The sequence below is a fragment of the Streptomyces sp. RKAG337 genome (genome assembly GCF_023701715.1).
Taxonomy (GTDB): domain Bacteria; phylum Actinomycetota; class Actinomycetes; order Streptomycetales; family Streptomycetaceae; genus Actinacidiphila.
Genome location: NZ_JAJOZA010000001.1, coordinates 3,228,506 through 3,251,468 on the forward strand (window position 1 = coordinate 3,228,506; position 22,963 = coordinate 3,251,468).

Below are 22,963 nucleotides of genomic sequence, written 5' to 3' on the forward strand. Positions count from 1 at the left end.
ATGAACGCGCCGTCGACGAACGCGCCCAGGACCGACACGCTCAAAGTGCCCGGAGCCACCCTCCACTACGAGATCCGCGGCTCCGGTCCCGTCCTGCTCATGATCCACGGCGGCTCCGGCGACGCCGGCGTCTTCGAGGGCGTCGCCGGAGCCCTGGCCGACCGCTGCACCGTCGTCACCTACGACCGGCGCGGCAACTCCCGCAGCCCGGTGGACGGCCCGCCGCAGGACATGAGCGTCGCAACCGACAGCGAGGACGCCCGCCTCCTCCTCGCCGCCCTGACCGACGAGCCCGCCGACGTGTTCGGCAGCAGCTCGGGCGCCATCGTCGCCCTCGACCTGCTCGCCCGGCACCCGGACCGCGTCCGCCTCGCCGTCCCCCACGAACCCCCGTTGTTCGGCGTGCTCCCCGACGCCGAGGAGCACGTCGCCTTCCTCAGGAACGTCCACGCCATCTACCTCCGCGACGGCGTCGGCCCCGCGATGGAGGTCTTCGGCGCCCGCATGGGCCTGGACACCGAAGGCCCCCTGCCCCACACGGGGCTCCCCCCACGGATCCGCGACCTCGTCACCCGGATGTCCGCCAACACCGACCACTTCCTGGCCCACGAGCTCCTGCCGGTCACGAACCACCTCCCGGACCTGACCGCCCTGGCCGCCGTGACCCCCCAACTGGCCCTGGCCGGCGGCCGCGACTCCCGCGGCTTCCTCCCCTACCTCCCCAACACCGTCCTGGCCACCCGCCTGGGCATCTCCATCACCGACTTCCCGGGCAACCACGCCGGCTACCTCCCCCACGCCCCGGCCTTCGCCGCCCAACTGGCCACGCTCCTCACCCGCTGACCGCGTTCGCGGCGGCCCGGGCGGCGCCCCGGGTGGCGGCCGTGGTGAACGCGAGAGGGGCCCAGCGCCGAAGCGCTGGACCCCTCGACCCGTTCCCGGATCCGCCTTCAGCGGGATCCGTCAGCTGTGGCGCGCCTTCCGCCGCCGCGCGACGACCAGAGCCGCGGCCCCCGCGGCCAGCAGCGCGGAGCCACCGAGGGCGAATCCGGTGGCGTCACCGGAACCGCCGGTCTCGGCCAACTCCGTGCCGCCCGTGGCCGGGGAAGCGGACGGCTTGACGCCGCCGTTCGGGACCGTGCCCGCGGGACGGGGGTCCACGATCCGGACCATTCCGGTCGACAGGTCCTGCGGGTGCTCGAAGCGCGGATCGACGACCATCGCCGTCAGCACGGCCTGCACCGACCGCGACGCCTTCGCCGTCGCGCGGACCGTGAACGTCAGAGTGCTACGCCCCTTGCGCACCGGGCAGGTGACGTCCGGATCGGCCGGGACCGTCCCGGCCTTGCAACCGGCCGGCAGTGTCACGGTGACCCCGGCCGGAAGGCCATGGGCCGCCGGGTGCTTCTTGTCGGCGCGCTGCCCCAGGTCCAGCAGTACCGATCCGTCCTGGACCGCGTTCACCGTGACGGGGAACGCGGCGCTACCGCCCGCCGGGACGCTGATGTCCCCCACCGAGATCGTGCTCAGCGGCCCGGTCGACAGATCGTGGCCCACAAAGATGTAGTCGTAGCCCGTGGAGGCCTGTGCGGCACCGGGGCCGCTGTACGTCGAGCCGTAGTCGGAGTTCAGGGCGAACCGGGCGCCGACCGGCGCCTTGGCGTCGACGGTCAGCGTCTCCGTCACCGTGACGTCGCCTCCCACCGGAAGTTCGCAGGAGGAGACCAGGGGCGACCCGTTGGCCTCCGCGGGTGTCAGGACCCTGCACGAGGCGCCGGCCGATGACGCGCTCACCTTCAGATGAGCCCAGGAGGGCAGCCCCCACCCTCCTTCGTCGCGACCGATGGAGAAGTTCATGAATTCGTAGACGGAACCGGCCTGGGAGGCCCGCAACTTGGTGGTGTAGACGACGGACTTGCCCGGCTGGACATCACGCAGTCCGCCGTGGGTGAGCGTGGCGGCCGAGTTGCCCGAGAAGAGCCGCACCATGCCGGAGCTGGGGTCGGACTCAACTCCACCCCCGGTACTTCCGTAGCTGGCCTGCGGCAGGACCCAGGTGCTGTCGGGGACGGTGGCCGCGACGTCCAGTCCGAACGCGAACGTCTGGTCGCCGGCCACCGTGACACACGAGAAGGAGTCGGGCTCGGTCCCACTGGCGGCATCCTTCGTGCACCCTGCGGGCACGACCACCTTCACACCCTGGGGCAGTCCGGCCAGCCGATGCTCGGGCTCACCACCGGGCGTCGCCTGACTGAAACTGACCCACGTCGTCCCGGGTCCGGGAGCGTCCTTGACGGAGACCGGCACCGCGATGACGCCGCCGGTGAGTCCGGCGGCCGGCATCCCGTGCTCATCCGGCTGGCCGACGGAAACGACCGGCCCAGGAGCCGCGAGCGCGCCTCCCGCCCAGATCAGCGAACTTGCTGCGAGAGTGCCGCCGGCCACGGCGGCCACCGCCAGGCGGCGTATGGACAAGGACATGAAGGCTTCCTGCCAGGGTGTCAGATGGTGCCCGACGTCTCCCAGCCGACGCCCATGCGATCAACTGTTCGACACGAAGAAATCAATATCTAGCACACGCCACGAATCGCCCGCCCCGATTTCCCCAACAGAGCACCCACGGCACCCCGGCCCCACCACCTCGCACAGCCAGGGCCGGCGGTCGCTCCCGCAAATGGCGCCGGTAGCGCCGATCACCTACGCGGCCTCGGACAGCGTGTTCGACTGCCGCACATACAGACAACGATCAGTACTCCTTGGGGCGTTACCAGCTACGGCGCCGCCAGTGTTCAAGCCGCCCCCGACCTTGCCCGGATCCGGCTCGGCATCGACAGAACCGAAGCCTCACCGCAGGAAGCCTTCGCCGATGCCGTCCAGGCAGGGGCGAACCACCTGGAGAGCGTCGACTTCGACATGCTCAACAAGCCTGAACTCCGCGCCCAAGCACGCTCGGCCGCCGTCCGCACCGCCCGCGCGAAGGCGGAACTCCATGCCGATGCCGCGGGCGTGCAGCTGGGCCCGGTCATCCACATCGACGACGTCGACCCGGAGAGCATCGGCGCCGGCCGCTACCGCGGACACAGCGACCCCGGGACCGTGTCCGAGGCGGATCTCGCACCTGGCGCCGTAGTCGTCTCGGCAGCAGTGGTGCTCGGGTTCTCGATCTCCCACTCCTGAAACTCGACCGGCTGATCGAGGCGCCCCGCGAGGCGAGGTGTTCCGCGTCGCACCCCGGCGGTGGCCGATGAAGGTCAGCGGGTGACGGTCTGAATCTCTCGGACCGTCAGGTCGATGGTGGTGCCGAAGGTTCCGTCGGGCAGGTCGACCGGCTTGGGATTGTCGGTGCCCGTCCAGCTGATCTTCCAGGTGACGGTGGCCTTGAAGTGGTACGGGCTGTTGGCACCGGACGCGTGGCGGTAGGTCACGCCACACGGCGGCGTGCCCTGGGCAGCGGCGGTGTAAGGGGTGCCGATACTGCCGTCCGCACCGATCGGGCAGACCCCGTTGGCGGGGTAGACGTCCGCGTCGGGTGTGCCCGGATCGAGGGCGACGCCCACCGGGGTCGCGGTCGTGGTCGCCGTCATCCCGAGGATGGGGACCGAGGCGGTGACGGAGACCGGGTGAAAGGCGGTTTTGTCCAGCCATGCCCAGGTCGCCAGGTTGACCGTCTGCGGGGCCTTGGCATCGGGATTCAGGCTGATCTTCGTGTCCGGAACGCGGAGTTCGGCGTACGCGAGTTCGGAGAGGATCTTCGGGTTGACGGCGTTCGGCTCTTTGGGGCGCTCTTGTGTGTCGGCCCAGAAGTCCATGGTGTTGAAGCAGGCGGAGACCGTGGCACGGTCGGCGTCGGACATCGGCTTGTTGCCGTCGTCACGGAAGTCGGCGGTCCACCAGTAGCCCTTGCCGGCCTTGCCAAGGTTCCAGTCCGTGTACGGATGGCCCTTTTCGTAGTGGTCGTACATCGAGGCCACCCACGTCTTGTCGTTGGTAATCGACAGGCGGTCCGTCCACAGGGCTTTGAACGATTTCGGGTCGTAGTTGGGCGCGAACCAGCACGGTGGCGGTGTCCAGTTGGTGGTCGGAGTCACCGGTCCGACGGACTTGCCTGTGCCGTTTTTGGTTCGGTCGTACGTCACGGCTCCGGCTTTGGCGCTGATCGTCTGGTCCCCGGTGTTGGAGTCACCCGAGGCGACCGGCGGCGTCACGGTCTCGTTGCCGCCGGGGATGTCGTCGGCGACGGCCACGGTCGGCAGCAGTGCGACGAGCGCGGCTGCCAGGATGCAGCTACCCGTACGGACTGTGGTGATTACGGCTGGCACTGCCCCGCCCCCTTGGTGGAGAGGATGTTGCTGGCCTGCCAGACACCGGCGGAGTTCTTCTGGAACTCGGTGGTGTAGAAGACATAGGAGTTCTTGGTGACGGGGGTCGTGAGGACCTTCCCCGTCACCAGGCTCTTTCCGAAGCCGCGGCTCTCATCAGCGCAGTAGGTGAGCGACGCCGTATCAGGCTTGAGGATCTTGACCGTCTGGTGGTAGTACCGGAAGGTGCCGGTCACGGTGGCCTTGGCGTCTACGTGTGCCTGGACGGACTTGTGCGCGGAGATCTGTGTCATCGGCTTCGAATAGAACGCGACGGCGGGGGACGACAGCTCCCCCTTGGAGATGGCCTCGTCAACGGCCCGGATCCGCTGTTCGCTGTCGGACAGCACCGCATCCTTGATGGGATCGCCCGTCCTGGATCCTTCGAAGACCAGTTTCAAATCTGCGGGAAGCGAGATCGTCGGCCGCCCCGCCACCTCCGCCGTGGAGGGGCTCGCAGAAGCCGTGCCGCCGCTCGGGACGCCAGGAATTTTGTCCGAGCTCTTGTCTGAGCTGCCACCGCAGGCGGTGAGCAACAGTGCAGCCACGGTGGCCAGGGCCGCTCCCGCAGTCAGGGTGCGAATGGTCACGTGTGCCCCTCCAGGCTCGTCAGATATACAGCCACTCACGTTACCCGGCGTCAGTCGGCCGATTTGCGGCAGCGTCCTCACGACGGGGCCTCGTTGAGTTCGGCTCCAGCCGGGCATCGGACCTCGCGACTTGAACTCCATGATCCAGCCCCCTATAGAGCTTCCCGCGCGTCCGGCTTCTGGTCGAAGCCGGCGCGACCGAGCCCGTCGTAATCTCCAAAAGCGGGGATCGCAGTCCAATGGTTCTCCATCGTCTGGCCGGGCTTGAGCGACAAGTCCCAGCCGTCGGCTTCGCCAGCCCCCAACTGATAGACCGTCCTGCGACCGGTCCCGTCTTCGTTGTACGTGTGCTCCGTCATCACACTGGCCTGGTCCACCCTCAACCGCTCTGTGCCATCCGGGTACTCGTAGTCAGTCACCTCTTCCAGAAACATCCGGTCGCCGCGTTTGCTGAAGGAGCGGATCTGCGTGATACGGGCGTGTTCATCGAACTGGTAGACCGCGGCATGGCCGACTTGGAGCCGTACCTCGACAGCGCCCAGGGCCTTGGTCCGACCTTCCGGAATGTAGGCGACGGTGTACAGCTCACCGCGCTCGTGGCGCGCCCGCGCTTCATCTTCGGTGAGTGGCTCGATGGGCTCGTCCAGCCATTCGTTCCAGCGTTCGCCATAAAGGGTGGGCATCTCGGATTCCCTGCTGCTTCTAGGTATAGGTGCGTCCGGTCACGTCCCGGACTACGATCTTGAGCGTGCGGGCATACTCCAGGACCTCCGCCGGCACCACTCCATTTTGGGCCGGGACCTCCAGGATCATCTGCCCCTTGAGCTTCTGACCATAAAGCGCCGGATACTTTCGGGCCCTGATCTCCGTACCCGGCGAGTACTTCTTGACCAGCTCGTCCAGGTATCCCTTAGCCGTTGCCGGGGTGACATCGGCGAGCTGCGACTCCTTACGAGAGACGATCTCCAGGCCGTGCTTGTAGGAATCCAGGCGGGGGCGCCCGACATCGCCCTCGTTGATCGGTTCGACCGCGACCTCGTTGTACGGGAACCGCGAGTGGTTGTCCGTATTGAATTTGTTGCCGCTCTCGAACCTCTCCCGCAGCCAGTCCGGCATGGCCATGAGCAGCCGGTCCAGAAGACCGGCCGGTCCGCCGGCGCCCCCGTCGGCTGTACCCAGGTCCGTGCCGATGTGCGCGAGGTCGAGGCCAAGGGGGCGCAGGGAGCCGACCAGCTTGGAGATGCCCTTGCCCGCCGAGCCGAACAGGACGCCGAGCATCGCCCCGGCCTCGACGTCGTCCTTGATCGTGCCGGGATCCTTGAGCCGCTCGGTGTCGAAGAGCGCGTCCCAGGCGAGCGCGGTGCCGGCGCCGGACAGCGCCATCTTGGCGATCGACTCGAGCGCCTTGAGGGCGCGGGCGAGGCCGCCGACGGATTCGATGAGGGCTTCGAGGATGCGGGCCATGCGGCGGCCGGCTTCTTCGATGCGGGCGATCAGCGCCATGATCTTCATCGCGCGTTCGCCGGACGCGATCGCGGCGGCGGCCTCGGCGATGGGCCCGGTGATCAGGGTGAGCGCCAGCGCCGCGGCCTCGAACTCGATGATCTCAGCGGCGATCACGCCGATCTCGGAGATTAGCTCATGCGCTTCGTCGGCGAAGTGCTGGAGCGCTTCCTCACCCTTGTCGAGGATGCCGCAGACCTTGTCCGCGTGGCCCCGGACCTCGTGAGCGCGGGCCGCGAACGCCTCAGCGGCTTTGCCCTCCCACTGGACGCCGTCCAGGGCGTTCATGGTGTGCCAGGAGGCGTCCGACAGATCCTTGGCTAGGTCTTTCCAGTGCTTGGCTGTCTCGCGAATGCCGTCCGGGTCGACCGCGGGGTCGGTGACACCGATGAACTCCAGCACGTCGGCCGTGGAGTGGCCTATCGCTTCGTTGAGCTTGTGCAGGTAGTGCAGCGGATTGAGGCTGTGGTGCAGGGGATTGAGGTCGACCACGCCGGCTACACCTTGCCCTTGCCGAGTTGCTCGGCAATGAGCTTGTCGACCTCGTCGAGCAGCGTCCCGATGTCACCGATCGCGGTGGCCTCACTACCCCACTCGCTCTGGAGCGCCTCGACGGCATCACCCAGCTGGTCCATCGCGTGCCCAACGGTGTGGGTCGCGGACGTCAGCGAACCGAGCGCCCCGAACGCGGACAGATCACCGGCCGCGGCACGGAAGGCGCTCAGCGCCTTGGGCAGCTTGTGCGTCGCGTTCCGCAGATTGGTCGCGGCGGCCGTCATCGACGCCGCCTCCGTGTGCAGATCCCCCGCCATGCCAGCCCGTCCCCGTGCCCAACACGCCCGCCAGATACGACGAGCTCCAACTACAAGATCATGTCGATCATGCCTTGCGGCACTGACAGCGCCGACGAGAGGCCGGCCGAAGCTCCCTGCGTGCCCGGGCTAACGCCATCCATGTGACCACTGATGCACCTGAGGCGGTAGTACGCATTTCAGCCCCCATGGCGTTCCACCGTCGACAACCTCCCGGCCCGAAGAGCGTGCCGGAAACCACCGCCTGCGGCGGCCGACAGTGCCCCGGCGTCGGACCTGGTTGGTTCACAACGCCGCTTACCGCTCACGCAAATGACCGCCTGCAAGCCATCGACAACCGCATCGTCTCCGCGGCCCTGACCTGAACCCCGGCCGGCAGCGTCGCCCCCGGCAGCCGCACAGCCGCACCCGCCGCACCCGCCCCACCCGCCCCGCCAGCACGAAGAAGTCCCGGTCGGCAAGGAGACCGGGACTTCTCCACCGGGGCGGCGGTCACTGGTCCGGTGGGCCGCCGACGGTCACCGCTGTTCCCACCCAGCCGCCGTCGTCATGCTCCAGGATCCGCCACCGCCCGGTGAAGCGGCCGACACGCACACCGGACACGACAGGGCCCGGGATCCGCAGGGTCGCGGTGAAGGTCTCGCGGTCCGGGTCGGGGGTGACGACGCAGTCGTGGAAGCCCAACCAGCGCCCGGTCAGCGGGTACCACGCCTTGAAGACGCTCTCCTTGGCGCTGAACACCACGCGCTCCCAGGCCACGCCCGGGTGGGCGGCGGCGAGCCGGGTGAGGGTCCGGCGCTCCTCGGGAAGGGTCACCACGTCGTGGAGCCCCTCGGGCAGGGGCGCGTGCGGCTCCGCGTCGATACCGACCGAGGCGACGTCGGCGGCGCCGGCCACCGCGGCCGCGCGGTACCCCTTGCAGTGCGTCATGCTCCCTACCGTGCCGTCGGGCCAGCACGGGGCGTACCTGGCCCAGCCCGGCCCCTCTCCGCGGGGAAGGATCGGCACCGGCGGCATCCCGAGCCGGGCCATGGCGGTCCGCGCGCACCTCCGCACACCGGCGAACTCCCGGCGGCGGGCATCCAGCGCACCGGCCACCACCGCGTGTTCCTCGGGAAAGAGCTCGGTGTGCGGCGGGTCGCCGAACACCTCGGCCACGGCAACCCGCACGGGCAGCAGCCCCTCCAGCAGGCCGCGGCCCACAGCAGTGCGCGCGGCCGCCCCGCCGAAGGCGTCCTTCAGGATGGGAATGGTCCGGCCTTTCTCCTCGGCACAGTCATCACGAAACACGCGCGACGCGCCCGGTCCGACGGGGCGTGAGCCACCGCGGGACCGGGCGCGCCGCACAGCGGGCCGTGGGCCTCCGTCAGCCGTCGAGGCCGACGCCCGCGCCCACGGGCCGCAGGATCCGCTGGATGTGGGAGGCCACGGCATCGACGTACCCCGGCGCGAGCACCGTGTAGTGGTCCCCGGGCACCAGGACCTGCTCGAAGGGCCCGTGGCACACCGGCCGCCAGCCTTCGGCCGCCTCGGCGCCGCCCCCCGCTCCGGCCTGCAGGAAATGGACCGGTCCGTCGAACGGCTTCGGCTGGTACGCGGAGAGCGCCCGCGCGTTCACCTCGAACCGTTCGAAGATCGCTTCGAACTCCATCAGGTCGATGTCCGCGGGCAGGATCTCCTGGGCCCGCAGCAACGCGAACAGGTCGGGCAGCGCGTCGAACGTGACGCCCCCGCCCCCGCCCCCGCCGTCGCCATCGCCATCGCCATCGCCATCGCCATCGCCATCGCCATCGACGGACGGCCACGGACGGCCGGTGAGCCCCGCCAGATCCCGTCCGAGCCAGCCGAACAGCTCCTCCCGGCCGCTCACGGCGCGCCCCAGGTCCCCGGGGGTCTCCAGCACATCCACCGCGATGGCGCAGTCGACCGAGCAGCCGAGCGACTCCAGTTCCCGCGCCAGTTCCATCGCCAGGACCCCGCCCATGGACCAGCCGCCGAGCCGGTACCTGCGCCCGGGCACGTCCCGGAGAATCGCCTGCGCGTAGTCGGCCACCAGCTCCTCGAAGGCGGGTGACTCCCCGTGCCAGGCCCGCGACTGCAGCCCGTAGAACGGCTGGTCCTCGCCCAGCTTCCTGCTCAGTTCCGAATAGCACAGGACATCGCCGCCGACCGGATGGGCGAAGATCAGCGGGACTTCGGTTCCCCCGCTCCGGATCGGAACGACCACCGGGCGGTGCCCGCCGTCCCCCGCCGACCCCCACGCGTCCCGCAGGCGCTGTGCCAGTGCGCGAATGGTCGGCGAACCGAAGAGGGCGGACACCGGCATCGCCACACCGGTCTCCCGGCGCAGCACCGAGACCAGGCGCACCGCGCGCAGTGAATCACCGCCCAGCTCGAAGAAGTTGTCCGTCACCGACAGCACCGGCGCGTCGAAGAAGGTGGTCCAGATCCCCAGGAGCAGCTTCTCCTCGTCGTCGGCCGGGAGTTCGATCACGCTCTCCGTGGCCAGTTGGTCCAGCAGGCCGGCCAGGGCCGAGCGGTCCACCTTGCCGTTGGCCGTCAGCGGGAAATCGTCCCTGACGGAGAGCACCGAGGGCACCATGTATCCCGGAAGCCGCTCCTGGAGAAGCTTCCTGAGCTCCTCGCCGGAACGCTCGGCTCCGGGCTCCAGCAGCACATGCGCGACCAGCCGCTTCGTGCCCCGCTCGCCGTACACGCTCGCGACGGCCCCACGGACACCGGAGCAGCTCAGCAGCGCGGACTCGACGTCGCCCAGCTCGATCCGATGGCCACCGATCTTGACCTGCATGTCCTCGCGGCCGAGGAATTCGATCTCGCCGTCCGGAAGGAGCCGCCCCCAGTCGCCGGTCCGGTACAGCCGCGTCCCGGTGGCAGGGTCGACGACGAAGCTCCTGGCCGTCCGCTCCTCGTCCCCCAGATATCCCCGGGCCAGTCCGGCGCCCGCGATATGGATCTCACCGGGCACCCAGCACGGGCGCGGCCGCATCATCCCATCGGCCACGAAAACGTGCTGGTTCTTCATCGGGACGCCGTACGGAACAGAGTTCAGCGCGCCGTCCGAGGGCGTGACGCGATGCCAGATGGACCAGATGGACGCCTCGGTCGCTCCCCCCAGGCTCCACATCGCGGCCTGGGGGAAGAGCCGCCAGACGTCGGCGGGCAGCGACACCGGAATCCAGTCGCCGCTCAGGAGGACGGCGCGCAGCGGCGGAAGATCCGCCGGTGGGGCTTCGGACCGGGTGTACTCGCAGACCATCGCCATGAGAGCGGGGACGCTGTTCCAGACCGTGACGCCGTGTTCCGCCATCAGCCGCAGCCAGTTCGCCGGCTCCCGCTCGTCGTCCGGCGAGGGGACGACGACCGCGCCGCCCGCCGACAGCGGGCCGAAGATGTCGTACACGGACAGGTCGAAGTTCAGGGCCGACAGCGCCAGAACCCGGTCGTCCGCCGTGAGCGACAGCTCCTCGTTCACGTCCAGCACCGTGTTGACGGCGGGGCCGTGCTCGATCATCACGCCTTTGGGGACGCCGGTGGACCCGGACGTGTAGATCACGTACGCGAGGTCCCCGGGCACGACCGACACCTCCGGCGCGCTCTCGGCGGCGGCGTCGGCGGCGGGCCGGCCGACCTCCGACACCGACACCCCGGCCGGCCAGTCGACCGCGTCCCGCAGCCAGGGCTGCGTCAGCACCTCGGATATCCCAGCCGACTCCAGTACGCCGCCGAGCCTCTCGGCGGGCCACCGCGGGTCGATGGGGACGTAGGCGGCGCCGCTCCTCAACACGCCTAGGCAGGCGACGATCTGTTCCCACCCCTTGTCCATGACCACACCGACCAGGGATCGCGTCCCGATGCCGCCGCGTGTCAGGCGGTTGGCCACCCGGGCCGATTCGACGGCCAGCTCCCGGTAGCTGAGCGAGCGGTCCCTCGCGACGACCGCGACGGCCCCTGGGGCCGCCGCGGCCTGCTCGACGAACCGGTGATGCAGGAGGGCGTTCTCCGCGAAAACCTGATCCGGATCTCCGTCCGCCGGCTGCACCAGGCCGAGCGGTGAATCGTGCGACCAAGCGGGAGCCGCCCAGGCGGACTTAACGACAGAGTTCACAGATCAGCCCTTCATATGCGGCGAGCATGCTGTCCACGACGCCTTCCGGGAAGACTTCTTCCACCACGTCCCAATTCAGGATCAGGCAGCCTTCCTCTTCGAATGCCTGGTGATCGACGATGACCTGGGGGGTCCGCACCCCGCTCCAGACCGGGGTTCCCGACTCGCCCAGCCGGCAGAGAGCACCGACCGGCCCGGCGACCGAGGTGTCCGCGGGCCGGGCCCCGCCGCCGAGCGTGCTGTTGAAGACGACCGGCATACGTGCCTGTCCGGCGTTTCCGTCCAGCCTGCTCAGATCGCGCAGGACATCCAGACCGGTGTACGCGACATGCTCCATGTCGCACATCAGCTGCCGCTGGATCGAGCCCGCGACCTCACGGAACGGCGCGGCCGGGTCGACATGCACCTCAAGCAGGCTGGTGGAGGAGAAGTTCCCCACCACCTTCGACATGTCCTCCTCGGTGAAGCCCGTGCGCTGGGACACCAGAACCGTGACCGTGAAGTCCGGAACCTTGGACCACTTGGCCAGCACGTGGCAGTAAGCGGCGAGGATCGCGCTGGACGCCGTCACTCCCGCCGCCGCGGCGTTGCGCTTGAACCGCTCCCACGCGGGCGCTTCGACCCGCAGGAACCGGTTCCCGAACACCGGCGTCACCACCTCGCTCAGCCGGACGGCGAGCGGAAGGTCCGGAGCGGGCGGCAACAACGCCGCGCGCTCCTGCCAGTACGTCCGGCTCGGCTCGATCTCGGCGGACGAGCAGTACTCGCGCACCTTCCGCACGTAGTGCGCGAACGAAGCCCCCGGTGCCTCCAGCACGGCACCCGGTTCCCGGTACAGCCTGGCCCACTCGTTGAACAGCAGGGTGCTGCTCGCCCCGTCCGAGACCAGTACGTCGATACCGACGTGCAGCCGGGTGACGGCTTCGTCGACGCGGGTGGCCCGCAGCAGGAAGAGCGGCCACTTGGAGGTGTCGAACGTGTGCGCCTTCAGCTCCTCGTGGATGTCCGCCAGCCGCGCCGACCGCTCCTCGTCGGTCAGTCGCCTCAGGTCCTCCACATGGATCCGGTAGTCCGGCACCCGGCCCAGCACCCGCTGGGTCCCGGCCGGGTCGAAGACGGCGCGCAGCATCTCGTGGCGTTCCACGAGAAGGTTGAAGGCCCGCTCGGCCGCCCGTGCATCGAACTCGACGAGATCGACCTCGATGTAGAGGACGGTCGGCACGTTTCCGAGTTCGAAGTCCCCCGCCCGGCCCGCCAGATAGGCCTCCTGCAGCTTGGTCAGCGCGAACGGCTCGGAGTCGGCGCGCACGCTCCGCCGCTCCTCCGCTGCCATGTGGGCGGCGGGGGCCACGGCGGCCGGGGCCAGGACGTCCGCGCCGGGAAGCGGCGCGGACGCTTGGTCATTTCCCGGGCCTGCCTCGTCCGCCCCGGCTTCCGCCGAGGGCAGGCCGAGCAGCTCGGCGATGTGCAGGGCGATGGCTTCCGGTGTCGGATGGTCGAAGACCACGGTGGCCCCCAGACGCGTCTCCAGAACGCGTCCGAGCCGCACCCTGAGTTCCATCGACGTCAGGGAGTCGAAGCCCATCTCGTAGAACGACTTGTGCGCGTCGACGCGTTCGGGCTTGATCCCCAGCAGGTCCGAGACACACTCCTTGACCAGGCCGAGCAGTGCTGCCACCCGCTGGTCGGCCGAGGCGTCAGGAGACGTCAGGAGCGCGAGAACGCCCTCGCCGGTCCGCCGTGCTTCCGTGGGCCCGGGCGCCGGTGCCGCCGATGCCCGTGGGGCGGGAGCGGCTTGGTCCCGGGGTGTCGCGGGCCGCCCGCCGTGGGCCTTCACGCGCCGGCCGGCGAGCTTGGAGAGCAGGAACGGCCCGTCCAGCCCGTCGGAACCCGCCGGCTCGGGGAACGCCAGCCGCGCGCCGACCAGCGAGACGGCACCACTCGTGAGCGCACCGTCGAAGAGGGCCAGGCCCTCCGCCATCTCGAACGGGGCCACACCGTTGCGCCGGAGCCTGAGCAGGTCGCTCTCGTCGAGGTGTCCCGTCATCCCCGTCGCCTCGGCCCACAGGCCCCAGGCCACAGCGGTGGCCGGGCGGCCCTTCGCGCGCCGCCAGGCGGCGAACTGGTCGAGGAAGGTATTGGCACCGGCGTAGTTGGCCTGGCCAGGCCCTCCCAGAACGCCGTAGAGCGACGAGAAGAGCACGAAGAACCGCAGGTCGTCATCGCGCGTCGCGGCATCGAGGGTGAGCGCGGAATCGGCCTTGCTCTTCAGGACCTTGTGCAGCTGAGCGGGCGTCATGTTGGAGACGATCGCGTCGTCGAGGACCCCGGCCGCGTGCACCACTCCGATGACGGGGCTCTCCGCGCGCACCGAGGCGAGCGCCCTTTCCACCTCGTCCGGATCCGCCACGTCGGCGGCGATCACCCGTACCGTGGCGCCGAGCCGCTCCAGTTCGGAGCGGAACTCCGGGATTCCCGGCGCCTGGTCACCGCTCCTGCTCAGCAGGGTCAGGGAGCGGGCTCCCCACCGGGCCACCAGGTGCCGCGACACCTCGCGGCCGAGCGTTCCGGTACCGCCGGTGATCACGACCGTGCCCGCGCTCATGTCGGGCAGGTCGGCACCACGGGCCGGGTACGGAGCGAGCTGTGGGCGCAGGATCCGGTTCGCCCGCAGGGCGAGTTGGGGCTCCGTGCGCTTCAACGCCTTCATCATGGCGGCGGGTTCGCCGAGGGTGGAAGCGGTGACGTCGATCACCCTGAACTGTCCGGGGTGCTCGGTCTGCGCGGACCGCACCACTCCCCAAACCGCGCTGTCGCCGAGGCGGAACGTTTCGTCCCCGGGGACCGCGATCGAGTCCTGCGTGACGAAGGTCAGGAGCGCCCGGCCGTCCAGGTCCCCGGTCCTGAGCCACTTCTGGACCGACTCAAGGGTCCGTTCGGCGGATGCGTGCACCTGCTCGTCGAGGCTGCCCCGTGAGACCGGGGACGGCATCACCACCTGCCAGTCGCCCGGGATGCCCCCCACGACCATGATGGCTTCGTCGAGGGTCGCGACCGAGATGCCGCCGCGGTTCGCGTCCCGCAGGAACGCCGAGAGGTTCCCCTCGTCCCCGCCGACCACGCACAGCCGGACGTCACCGGCCGGGTCACCCGTCAGTTCCTCCCACTCCATCGCGTACAGCGCGGCCTGGTCGAGGTCGGCCGCCGTCTCCGGGGGCAGGCCCAGTCCACGGACCACCATCCGCTCGACGGCCAGCAGTACGGTGCCGCCGTCGTCCGTCAAGGTGAGGGAGATCGCGTCAGGACCCAGCCGCCGCGCGACGGCGTAGCACTCCTCGGCACCGGTGGCTCCACCCGTCGTCACGCCGTTGAAGACGAACGGCACGGCGATGTTCCCGGCATCGGACTCGCCCAGGAGCCCGCACGCGACGGCCGCGTGGAGGGCGGCGTCGGTCAGCGCCGGGTGGACGGCGAACCCAGTGTGGTTGACCAGGGCTCCGGCAGGCAGAACGACCCTCGAGCGGACCCGGTCCCCCTGGTGCTCTCCGGAGCGAACGCCCTGGAACGCCTCGCCGTAGCCGTATCCCATGCCCCGGAGGAGCTTGTACAGCCCGTCGGCTTCCCAAGCGCCTGCCCCGGCCCCGTTCGGGTCCTCGCCGGGGTCCGCGGTCGCCGCCGCGCGGGGCTGGGACAGCAGACCCTCCGCGTTGCGGAGCCAGGAGTCCGCGCCCGCCGTGCGGGAGAAGATCGTCACCGGCCGCGCACCCTGCGCGTCGGCCGGTTCCACGGACACCTGGATGTCCACCGCCGATCCGTCCATCGGCAGCAGCAGCGGATCGCTCAGCAGCATCTCGTCGATGCCCTCGCAGCCGACCTCGCGGCCCGCGGACAGCAGCAGCTCCATGAAGGCGGTGCCGGGAAGCAGCGCCGTGCTCCCGACCCGGTGGTCCATGAGCCACGGATGGCTGCGCAGGCCGAGCCGGCCGCTCATGATGACCGTTCCGTCGGCGGTTTCGACGACGGAGGAGAGCCAGGGGTGCCCGCCGCCCGTGATGTGGGCCGCGGGCCGCTCGGCGCGGACGGTGCGCGTGACGACGGGCGTCTCCGCCGGCAGCCAGAACCGCGTGCGCTCGAAGGGATACGTGGGCAGCTCGACGGATGCCACGTGCTGCGGGGCGTCGTAGGGGCGCAGACCGCTCCAGTCGATCGCGTGACCGCGCACGAACAGCTCGGCCGCCGCCTCCATGAACCGGCCCCGCGTGCCCTGGTCGCGCTTCATGGTCATGCAGACCGGCGCGTTGTTGCCCACGCTCCGCAGGATCGATTCGATCGAGCCGACGAGAACGGGGTGCGGGCTCATCTCGAGGAAGGCGTCGTATCCGTGGGAGGCCATCTCCTCGATGGTCTCCGCGAACTTCACCTGGCCACGGATGTTCCGGTACCAGTACTCGGCGTTCAGTTCGTCGCCGCGCAGCCGGCGGCAGTCGACCGTCGAGAACATCGGTACCGCGGACACCGACGGCACGATGTCCGCCAGGTCGGCCAGCACGTCGTCCCGGAGTTCGGTCATGGCCGGAGAGTGCGACGCGCACTTCGCCGGCACCCTGCGCGCGTATATGCCGCGGCCGTCGCAGAGATCCAGCAGACGCTGGATGCCGGGCTCGTCGTCACCGGACACCACCACGAACTCGGGCCCGTTGGTGGCCGCGATCACCAGATCGGCGCCGACCTCGGCCATCAGGGCCGTCGCGTCCGCCGCCGACACGGCGAGGGCCGCCATGCCGCCCCGGCCCGAGGTCTCAAGAATCCGGCTCCGGCGGGCCACCGTCCTGGCCGCCGCCTCCAGGCTGAGCGCTCCCGACAGGCAGGCGGCCGCCACCTCACCCTGGGAGTGACCGATCACCGCGGCCGGCTCGACGCCGACCGACTGCCACATGGCCGCCAGGCCCATCATCATCGAGAACAGCAGCGGCTGGATGACGTCCGTCCGCTCCAGGTCGACTCCACGGTCCTCGCCGGAGAGAACCGCCGTGACGTCGTAGTCGAGGTACGGCTTGAACGCTTCGGCGCATTCCTCGACGCGGAACCGGAAGACGTCGGATTCCCTCAGGAGTCCGACGGCCATGTCCGGCCACTGCGAGCCCTGGCCGGGGAAGACGAAGACGGGACGCCGGATGCGGCGTGCCTCGCCGTGAACGGCCGGGGAGCCCTCCGGGTCGGCGGCGAACGACCGCAGCGCGCCGACCAGTTCCTCGCGCCCCTCGCCCGTCACGACGGCGCGGTAGTCGTAGTCCTCCCGCTCCGTCATGAGGGAGTGCTCGACGGCCGCTACGGAGTCGGTGCCCGACTCCAGCGCGGCGGCGAGCGCCGTCGCGTAGTCCCGCAGCGCGGAAGGGGTCTTGGCCGAGAACTTCAGCAGGCTGCCGCCCGCCCGGGACCCGGCCTCGTCCGCACCGGCCTCCGGCTCGCCGCCGTCCCAGCTCTCCAGGATGACGTGCGAGTTCGTGCCGCTGACGCCGAAGGAGGACACCGCGCAGCGCCGGACTCCGCCGAGGGCCGGCCAGGGCCGGTTCTCACGGAGCACATCGACGGAACCCGACCAGTCCACATGCGAGTTGAGGGGTCCCTCGACATGCATGGTGCGCGGCATCTCCTGTGCGCGCATCGCGGTCAGACACTTGATGACGCCGCCGACTCCGGCGGCGGCCATGGAGTGGCCGATGTTCGACTTGAGCGAGCCGAGCCAGACCGGGGCCTCGCGGTCCCCCTGGCCGTAGGTGGCGTGAATGGCGTTGACCTCGATGGGGTCCCCGAGCTTGGTGGCGGTGCCGTGCGCCTCCACCAGCTGGATGTCCTGGGGCTCCATACCGGCGTCGGCCAGCGCCTGGTTGATCACCTTGACCTGCGCACGGCCGCTGGGCGCGGTCAGGCCGTTGCTCGCCCCGTCCTGATTGACCGCGGTCCCCTTGATCACCCCGAGGATGCGGCGTCCCAGGCGCTTCGCCTTCGACAGGGGCTCCAGGACCAGGACACCCGCGCCCTCGGCCCACACGGTGCCGTTGGCCGCGTCGGAGAACGTCCGGCACCGCGCGTCGGGCGACAGCGCCTGCTTCCTGGCGTAGTCCACGAACATGCCAGGACCGGCCAGCACGGTGCACCCGCCGGCCAGCGCGAGATCCGTCTCCCCGCTGCGCAGCGACCGCACCGCGGTGTGGATCGCGACACCGGACGACGAGCAGGCCGTGTCGATGGTTATCGCGGGCCCTTCGAGGCCCAGCAGGTACGAGATGCGCCCGGAGGACACGCTCGGCGACGTGCCGGTACCCATGTACCCGGCGGTTTCGTCCTGCCACTTCCACAGCGGCATTCCGTACTCGTTGGGCATGACGCCCACGAAGACACCGGTCCTTGACCCCTTGAGGCTCGACGGAACGATCCCGGACCGCTCGACCGCCTCCCAGGCGACTTCGAGGAGAGTGCGCTGCTGAGGGTCCATCGCCTTGGCCTCGGCGGGCCTGATGCCGAAGAACTCCGCGTCGAAGGAGTCCGCGCCGTGCAGGAACCCGCCCTGCCGCACGTACTCGGGGTCGTACAGGTCGTCGGTGTCCCACCCGCGGTTCGTGGGGAAGTCGCCGACGGCGTCCCGGCCGTCCCGGACGAGTTCCCACAGCGCTTCGGGGGTGTCCGCTCCACCGGGATAGCGACAGGCCATTCCCACTACGGCGATGTCATCTCGCACGATGTCGTTCTCAGCCATTCCTGGAATCCATCTCCTTGTGCACACGCGCCGCCATCTCGTTGATCGTTGGATAGTCGAAGAGGGCGGTTTCCGACATATCGAGGCTGGTCACCTCATTGATCCGGTCCAGGAACTCCAGAAGGGTCATTGAATCTATGCCGATGTCATTGAAGGAAAGCTCGGGATCCAGATTCGGAACCGACCCTCCGAGAACGGCGACGAGCTCGCGCTCCAACATGGCGCGGGTGAGCCACAACCGGTCCGTGTCGGTACGGGCGCCGGACCATTGCTCCGCGAACGACGTACCTGAGGGGTCCGCGGGGGCGGCCTGTGGAGCGGGGGCGGCCTCGTGCGGTATCTCTTGCGGTATCTCCACCGACGTCGGGTGCGGGAGATCGAAAGAAACCCTCTCGAAGGGATATGCCGGCAAAGAGGGAACCTTGTGCAGGTTCTCCCCCATGAGCGCCCTGACGCCCGCGGTGTCGCCCGCGTAGACGTACTCGCCGGCGGCCTGGACATACGCGCCACGGGCCGTCGGAGCACCGTTCAGCCAGTCGCCCGGCACGGCGAAGGCATGTCCGGCGGACACCTTTTCCAGCCCCTGCCGCATCTCCGCCCAGTCAGCCCCCACGACGGCCGCGCGGTGGTCCCACGTCGTCCGGTTGCCCAGCGTCCACGCCACATCGGCGATCGAGGGCGTCCCGGACCGGAACGGGTGGTCGAGGAGAGCCCGTGCCGTCTCCCGGACGGCCTCCGGAGTGCGCCCGGACAAGCACCACACGGCTGCGCCGGACTCCGCGCCGTTCTCCGGTTCCCGTGGCAACGCCCCCAGGACGACATGGACGTTGGTGCCGCCCATGCCGAACGAGCTGACACCGACGACGTCCTGGGGCGTGAAGAGCCGGTCCTCGGTCCGCGTGGCGAGCCGGATGTTCAGCTCGTCCAGCGGGATGCCGGCATTGCTCCGGACGAAGTTGAGGCTGGGGGGCACCTGCCCGTGGTGCAGCATGAGACATGCCTTGATGAGTCCCGCCATCCCCGCCGCGGACTCCAGGTGCCCGATGTTCGTCTTGACGGAGCCCACTCGGACGGGGTCCCCCTGCGGCCGGGCCTGTCCGACGACCGCGCCGATCGCGCGGGCCTCGATCGGATCGCCCACGGGCGTCCCCGTTCCGTGGAGTTCGATGTAGGCGACGTCCGCGGCCGAGACCCCGGCCACCGCCTGGGCCGCCAGCATCACTTCACGCTGAGCCTCCTCCGACGGGACCCCCGGGGCGGACCTCGCCCCGTCATTGGTGGTGGCACTGCCGCGGATGACGCAGTAGACGTGGTCGCCGTCACGGACCGCCGCGTCGAGGGGCTTCAGGACGACGCAGCCGCCGCCCTCCCCTCTGGCGTATCCGTTGGCCCGGTCGTCGAAGGTGTAGCAGCGGCCGTCCGGCGACAGCCCTCCCCACAGTTGCACCTGGTCGGTGACTTCCTGGAGGAGGTTGAGGTTGACGCCTCCGACGACCGCCGCCTCACATTCGCCCAGCCGGAGGCTGGACAGGGCGCGGTGCAGGGCGGCCAGCGCGGACGACTGCCCACTGTCGATCACTTCACTGGGGCCGCGCAGGCCGAAGTGGTGGGAGACCCGGTTGGCCAGCATGCACCGGCTGGTGCCCGTGTGGCCGAACCTGTCCAGGGTGCCCGCCATGAGGTACCGCAGCCGGAAGTCGTCGGCACCGGCGCCGACGAAGACACCCCAGCGCGCGCCCCGGATGTCCTCGGTCCGCACCGCGGCGTCCTCGATGGACTCCCACGCGAGTTCCATGAGGATCCGCTGCTGTGGATCCATGTACTGCGCTTCCCGCCGCGAGACCCCGAAGAAGTCCGCGTCGAACAGTTCGGGGTCCTTGATGAAGCCGCCGAACCGCACCGGCGCGGCGTCCGCCGGGGCATGGGTGCGCCGGTCGGCCCACCGTCCCTCGGGGACGGCGTCCACACTCGCCGTCCCGGCGATCAGGTTCTCCCAGAACCTGACGGTGTTCTCCGCACCGGGAAACCGGCAGGACATGCCGATGACGGCGACCGGCGTCATACGATTGCCCCCGCGATCTTCACTGGTCATGACGCCGACCCGGTCCCCGCGTCCGCCGGGCCCGGCCCGACCACAAGGTTCTTCAGACCCCTGAACGTCGGACTGGCTTTCCACCGGAATTCGTCGGCGGGGGTCAGGATCGACAGGTCGGGGCAGCGCTCGATGAGGGTCTCGAACGCGACCTCCGCCTCCAGCCTCGCGAGATGCTTGCCGATGCAGTTGTGAATGCCTCCGCCGAACGCCAGGTGCTCGCGGCGGGGTTGCCGGATATCGAAGCCATCGGGATTCTCGAAGCGGCACTCGTCGCGGTTGGCCGCCGCGAAGGAAAGGAAGACGATGGCGCCGGCCGGGATCTCCACCCCGTTGACCACGACCGTCTCCGTGACGTAGCGGTAGAGCGAGAGGTTGAACGGCGACTGGTGACGGAGCATCTCGTCGACCGCACCCGGCACCAGCGCGGGGTCCGACCAGAGCGCCTTCTTCTGCGCCGGGTCGGCCTCAAGCGTCAGGAATCCCGTCACGATGAGGTTCGCCGTGGTCTCGTACCCGGCGGCCAGCAGGGCGTACGCCTGCGCCACCGCCTCGGACTCGTCCAGGGACGTCGCGAGTTGGGTCAGCACGTCGTCGCCGGACCCGGCGCGCTTGGTACCGACCAGTTCCCGCAGGTACGCCACCATCGCGGCGGCGTCCCGCTGGAGCACCTCCGGTTCTGCGGCACCGGTGATCGTCTGCACCCAGGAGTGGAATTCCCGACGGTCCGCCTCGGGCACACCCAAGGTGCGACAGATGACCGAAATCGAGAACGGGAACGCGAAATCCTGAACGAGGTCGAAGGTTTCCCTTCCGGCCAGCGCGTCGAGCGTCTCGTGCGCCGCCCGCTGGATGTCCTGCCGCCTGGTGGCGACCGCCCGGGAGGTGAAGGTCCCGTTGAGGGGCTTCCGCAGCCTGGTGTGCTTCGGCGGGTCGTTGTTCGCCATGTTGTCGTACAGCAAGGAACTGCGCGCCCCGCCGCCGTTCCCGCTCGCGGCCGCCTGAGCCGCGAAGAGCGGCATGGCCTCGCTGATGTTCTTGCGGAACCGCGGGTCCCGGAGCACGAACTCGACGTCCTCGTAGGACGTCACGAGCCAGCCCTCAAGCCCGGGCGGAAGATAGGCCATGCCCGTCTTCAGGACAATTTCCGTCGGCTTGTTGCCGTTCTGCTTGATGACCCGATAGGCGGGATGAGGATCCGCATAGAATTCATGGTCAAGTGTTATTGGACACTTGCCGGGTCCTTCGCTGTTCCGACCTGTCATCTCAACCTTCAATTTCTGTACATCAGGGCGCACCGCAACATGGGAATCCGCTGGCTTTTCCCAGCCTGCTGTCACGGCGAAAAAGTCCGGGCGTGCCCGGAGCGGCCGATCAGCGGCGGCCGAACACCAGGGAGACGTTGTGGCCACCGAAGCCGAACGAGTTCGAAAGGGCGCTCTCCCAACGCCCGGAACGCGCGGTCCCGGTGACGACGTCGAGGGCGACCGCCGGGTCCAGGTCGTCCAGGTTCCGGGTGGGGGCACGGTCCCGTCGCGCAGGGCCAGAAGGGCCACCATGGCGCCGAGGGCGCCGGAAGCGCCCAGCATGTGCCCCGTCATGGACTTCGTCGCCGTGACCACGGGGTGGGTGCCCACCGCGGTGGCGATGGCCTCGGCCTCGGCCACGTCGCCCTGCGGGGTGGACGTGGCGTGGGCGTGGACGTGACCGACATCCGCGGCGCCGATATCGGCATCGCGCAGGGACCGCTCCATCGCGCGAATCTGCCCGGTCACGTCGGAAGCGGTGATGTGCGACGCGCTCGACGTGATGCCCGCGCCGAGCACCACACCGTGCGGCGTGGTGACGCCGCGGGCCCGCGCGTGGTCGGCCCGTTCCAGCACGATGATCGCGGCACCCTCGCCCAGGACGAACCCGTTGCGCTTCGCGTCGAACGGCCGGCACGCGTGCTCGGGGTCGTCGTTCGCGGTGGACAGCGCCATCATCTGCGCGAAGGCGGTCAGCGGCAGCGGGTGGACGCTGGCTTCGACTCCGCCGGCTACGACCATGTCCACCCGCCCCGACCGGATGAGGTCGAGACCGAGTGCGATGGCCTCCGCGCCCGAGGCGCAGGCACTCACCGGAGCGTGGGCACCGCCTTGCGCGCCGAGTTCCATGCTCACCCACGCGGCGGGACCGTTGGCCATCAGCATCGGCACGGTGTGCGGCGAGACCTTCCGGGGCCCGGAGGTCTCCAGGATGTGGTTCTGCCCCAGCAGCGACGTCACTCCGCCGATGCCAGTTCCGATGGCCACGGCCAGCCGCTCCGGGTCCACTTGGGGTGTACCGGCGTCCGCCCACGCCTCGCGGGCCGTGACGAGCGCCATCTGCTCGGATCGGTCGAGGCGGCGTGCCTCGGTCCGGCTCATCAAATCGGCGGGATTGGACGTCAGTTGAGCGGCGATACGAACCGGAAGGGATTCGGCCCAGCTCTCGTCCAATGAACGAATGCCGTTCTCCCCGGTCTGCATCGCCGACCAGGTCTCGGTCACGTTGACACCCAGGGGCGTCATGGCCCCAAGGCCGGTCGCCCATACCTCAATCGCGTTCTGCATGTGCCCGCACGCTAGTCAAAACCCCAGTTGGTTGGCAAGCGCCTATTCAGCACGCCCAACCATGAATAGGGGGGTCCCGGCACCCCCCTAAGCCCCACTTCCGGGAAAAGGACTTCGGCCCGCAAGAAGTA

The 22,963-nt window shown here is 69.6% G+C and carries 13 protein-coding genes; 2 read left to right on the forward strand and 11 right to left on the reverse strand.

Annotation, left to right across the window (positions count from 1 at the left end; translation table 11 throughout):
• Window positions 1-843 carry an alpha/beta hydrolase gene (locus LNW73_RS14165; protein ID WP_250990137.1) on the forward strand — a complete coding sequence of 281 codons (843 nt, stop codon included), beginning with the start codon at window positions 1-3 and terminating at the stop codon, window positions 841-843.
• 120 nt (window positions 844-963) lie between these two features.
• Here LNW73_RS14165 and LNW73_RS14170 read toward each other — a convergent pair whose 3' ends face one another.
• Window positions 964-2,481, reverse strand: a complete 1,518-nt coding sequence (locus tag LNW73_RS14170; RefSeq protein ID WP_250990138.1) for an LPXTG cell wall anchor domain-containing protein — start codon at window positions 2,479-2,481, stop codon at window positions 964-966.
• Window positions 2,482-2,826: 345 nt separating this feature from the next.
• Between LNW73_RS14170 and LNW73_RS14175 the strand changes: the two genes are divergently transcribed.
• Window positions 2,827-3,177 (forward strand): SIMPL domain-containing protein, encoded by a 351-nt coding sequence (locus LNW73_RS14175; protein WP_308407787.1) that lies wholly within the window; start codon window positions 2,827-2,829, stop codon window positions 3,175-3,177.
• Window positions 3,178-3,251: 74 nt separating this feature from the next.
• Here LNW73_RS14175 and LNW73_RS14180 read toward each other — a convergent pair whose 3' ends face one another.
• The 10 genes from LNW73_RS14180 to LNW73_RS36350 form a co-directional block, all read right to left on the reverse strand.
• Entirely contained in the window at window positions 3,252-4,319 is a 1,068-nt protein-coding gene (locus LNW73_RS14180; RefSeq protein WP_250990139.1) for a hypothetical protein, read from the reverse strand.
• Window positions 4,307-4,948, reverse strand: a complete 642-nt coding sequence (locus LNW73_RS14185) for a hypothetical protein (protein WP_250990140.1) — start codon at window positions 4,946-4,948, stop codon at window positions 4,307-4,309. Before LNW73_RS14185 ends, LNW73_RS14180 begins: the two co-directional genes overlap by 13 nt.
• A 152-nt stretch (window positions 4,949-5,100) precedes the next feature.
• Window positions 5,101-5,631 carry a hypothetical protein gene (locus LNW73_RS14190; RefSeq protein ID WP_250990141.1) on the reverse strand — a complete coding sequence of 177 codons (531 nt, stop codon included), beginning with the start codon at window positions 5,629-5,631 and terminating at the stop codon, window positions 5,101-5,103.
• Window positions 5,632-5,650: 19 nt separating this feature from the next.
• The gene (locus LNW73_RS14195) at window positions 5,651-6,943 is read right to left on the reverse strand and encodes a WXG100 family type VII secretion target (RefSeq protein WP_250990142.1); all 1,293 of its coding nucleotides are present in this window, start codon (window positions 6,941-6,943) and stop codon (window positions 5,651-5,653) included.
• 5 nt (window positions 6,944-6,948) lie between these two features.
• Complete coding sequence (locus LNW73_RS14200; RefSeq protein WP_250990143.1) at window positions 6,949-7,263, reverse strand: hypothetical protein; 315 nt, start codon at window positions 7,261-7,263, stop codon at window positions 6,949-6,951.
• 492 nt (window positions 7,264-7,755) lie between these two features.
• The gene (locus LNW73_RS14205; RefSeq protein WP_250992914.1) at window positions 7,756-8,454 is read right to left on the reverse strand and encodes a 4'-phosphopantetheinyl transferase family protein; all 699 of its coding nucleotides are present in this window, start codon (window positions 8,452-8,454) and stop codon (window positions 7,756-7,758) included.
• A 175-nt stretch (window positions 8,455-8,629) separates the two neighbouring features.
• Window positions 8,630-11,389: an amino acid adenylation domain-containing protein gene (locus tag LNW73_RS14210; protein ID WP_250990144.1), complete on the reverse strand. Its 2,760-nt coding sequence runs from the start codon at window positions 11,387-11,389 to the stop codon at window positions 8,630-8,632.
• A complete protein-coding gene (locus tag LNW73_RS14215; protein ID WP_250990145.1) occupies window positions 11,373-18,146 on the reverse strand; it encodes a type I polyketide synthase in 6,774 nt (2,257 codons plus the stop codon). The genes LNW73_RS14210 and LNW73_RS14215 overlap by 17 nt, the downstream gene beginning before the upstream one ends.
• Window positions 18,139-20,238: a beta-ketoacyl synthase N-terminal-like domain-containing protein gene (locus LNW73_RS14220; RefSeq protein WP_250990146.1), complete on the reverse strand. Its 2,100-nt coding sequence runs from the start codon at window positions 20,236-20,238 to the stop codon at window positions 18,139-18,141. Before LNW73_RS14220 ends, LNW73_RS14215 begins: the two co-directional genes overlap by 8 nt.
• Window positions 20,235-22,832 carry a cytochrome P450 gene (locus LNW73_RS36350; RefSeq protein WP_308407669.1) on the reverse strand — a complete coding sequence of 866 codons (2,598 nt, stop codon included), beginning with the start codon at window positions 22,830-22,832 and terminating at the stop codon, window positions 20,235-20,237. Before LNW73_RS36350 ends, LNW73_RS14220 begins: the two co-directional genes overlap by 4 nt.
• Between the last annotated feature and the right edge of the window lie 131 nt (window positions 22,833-22,963).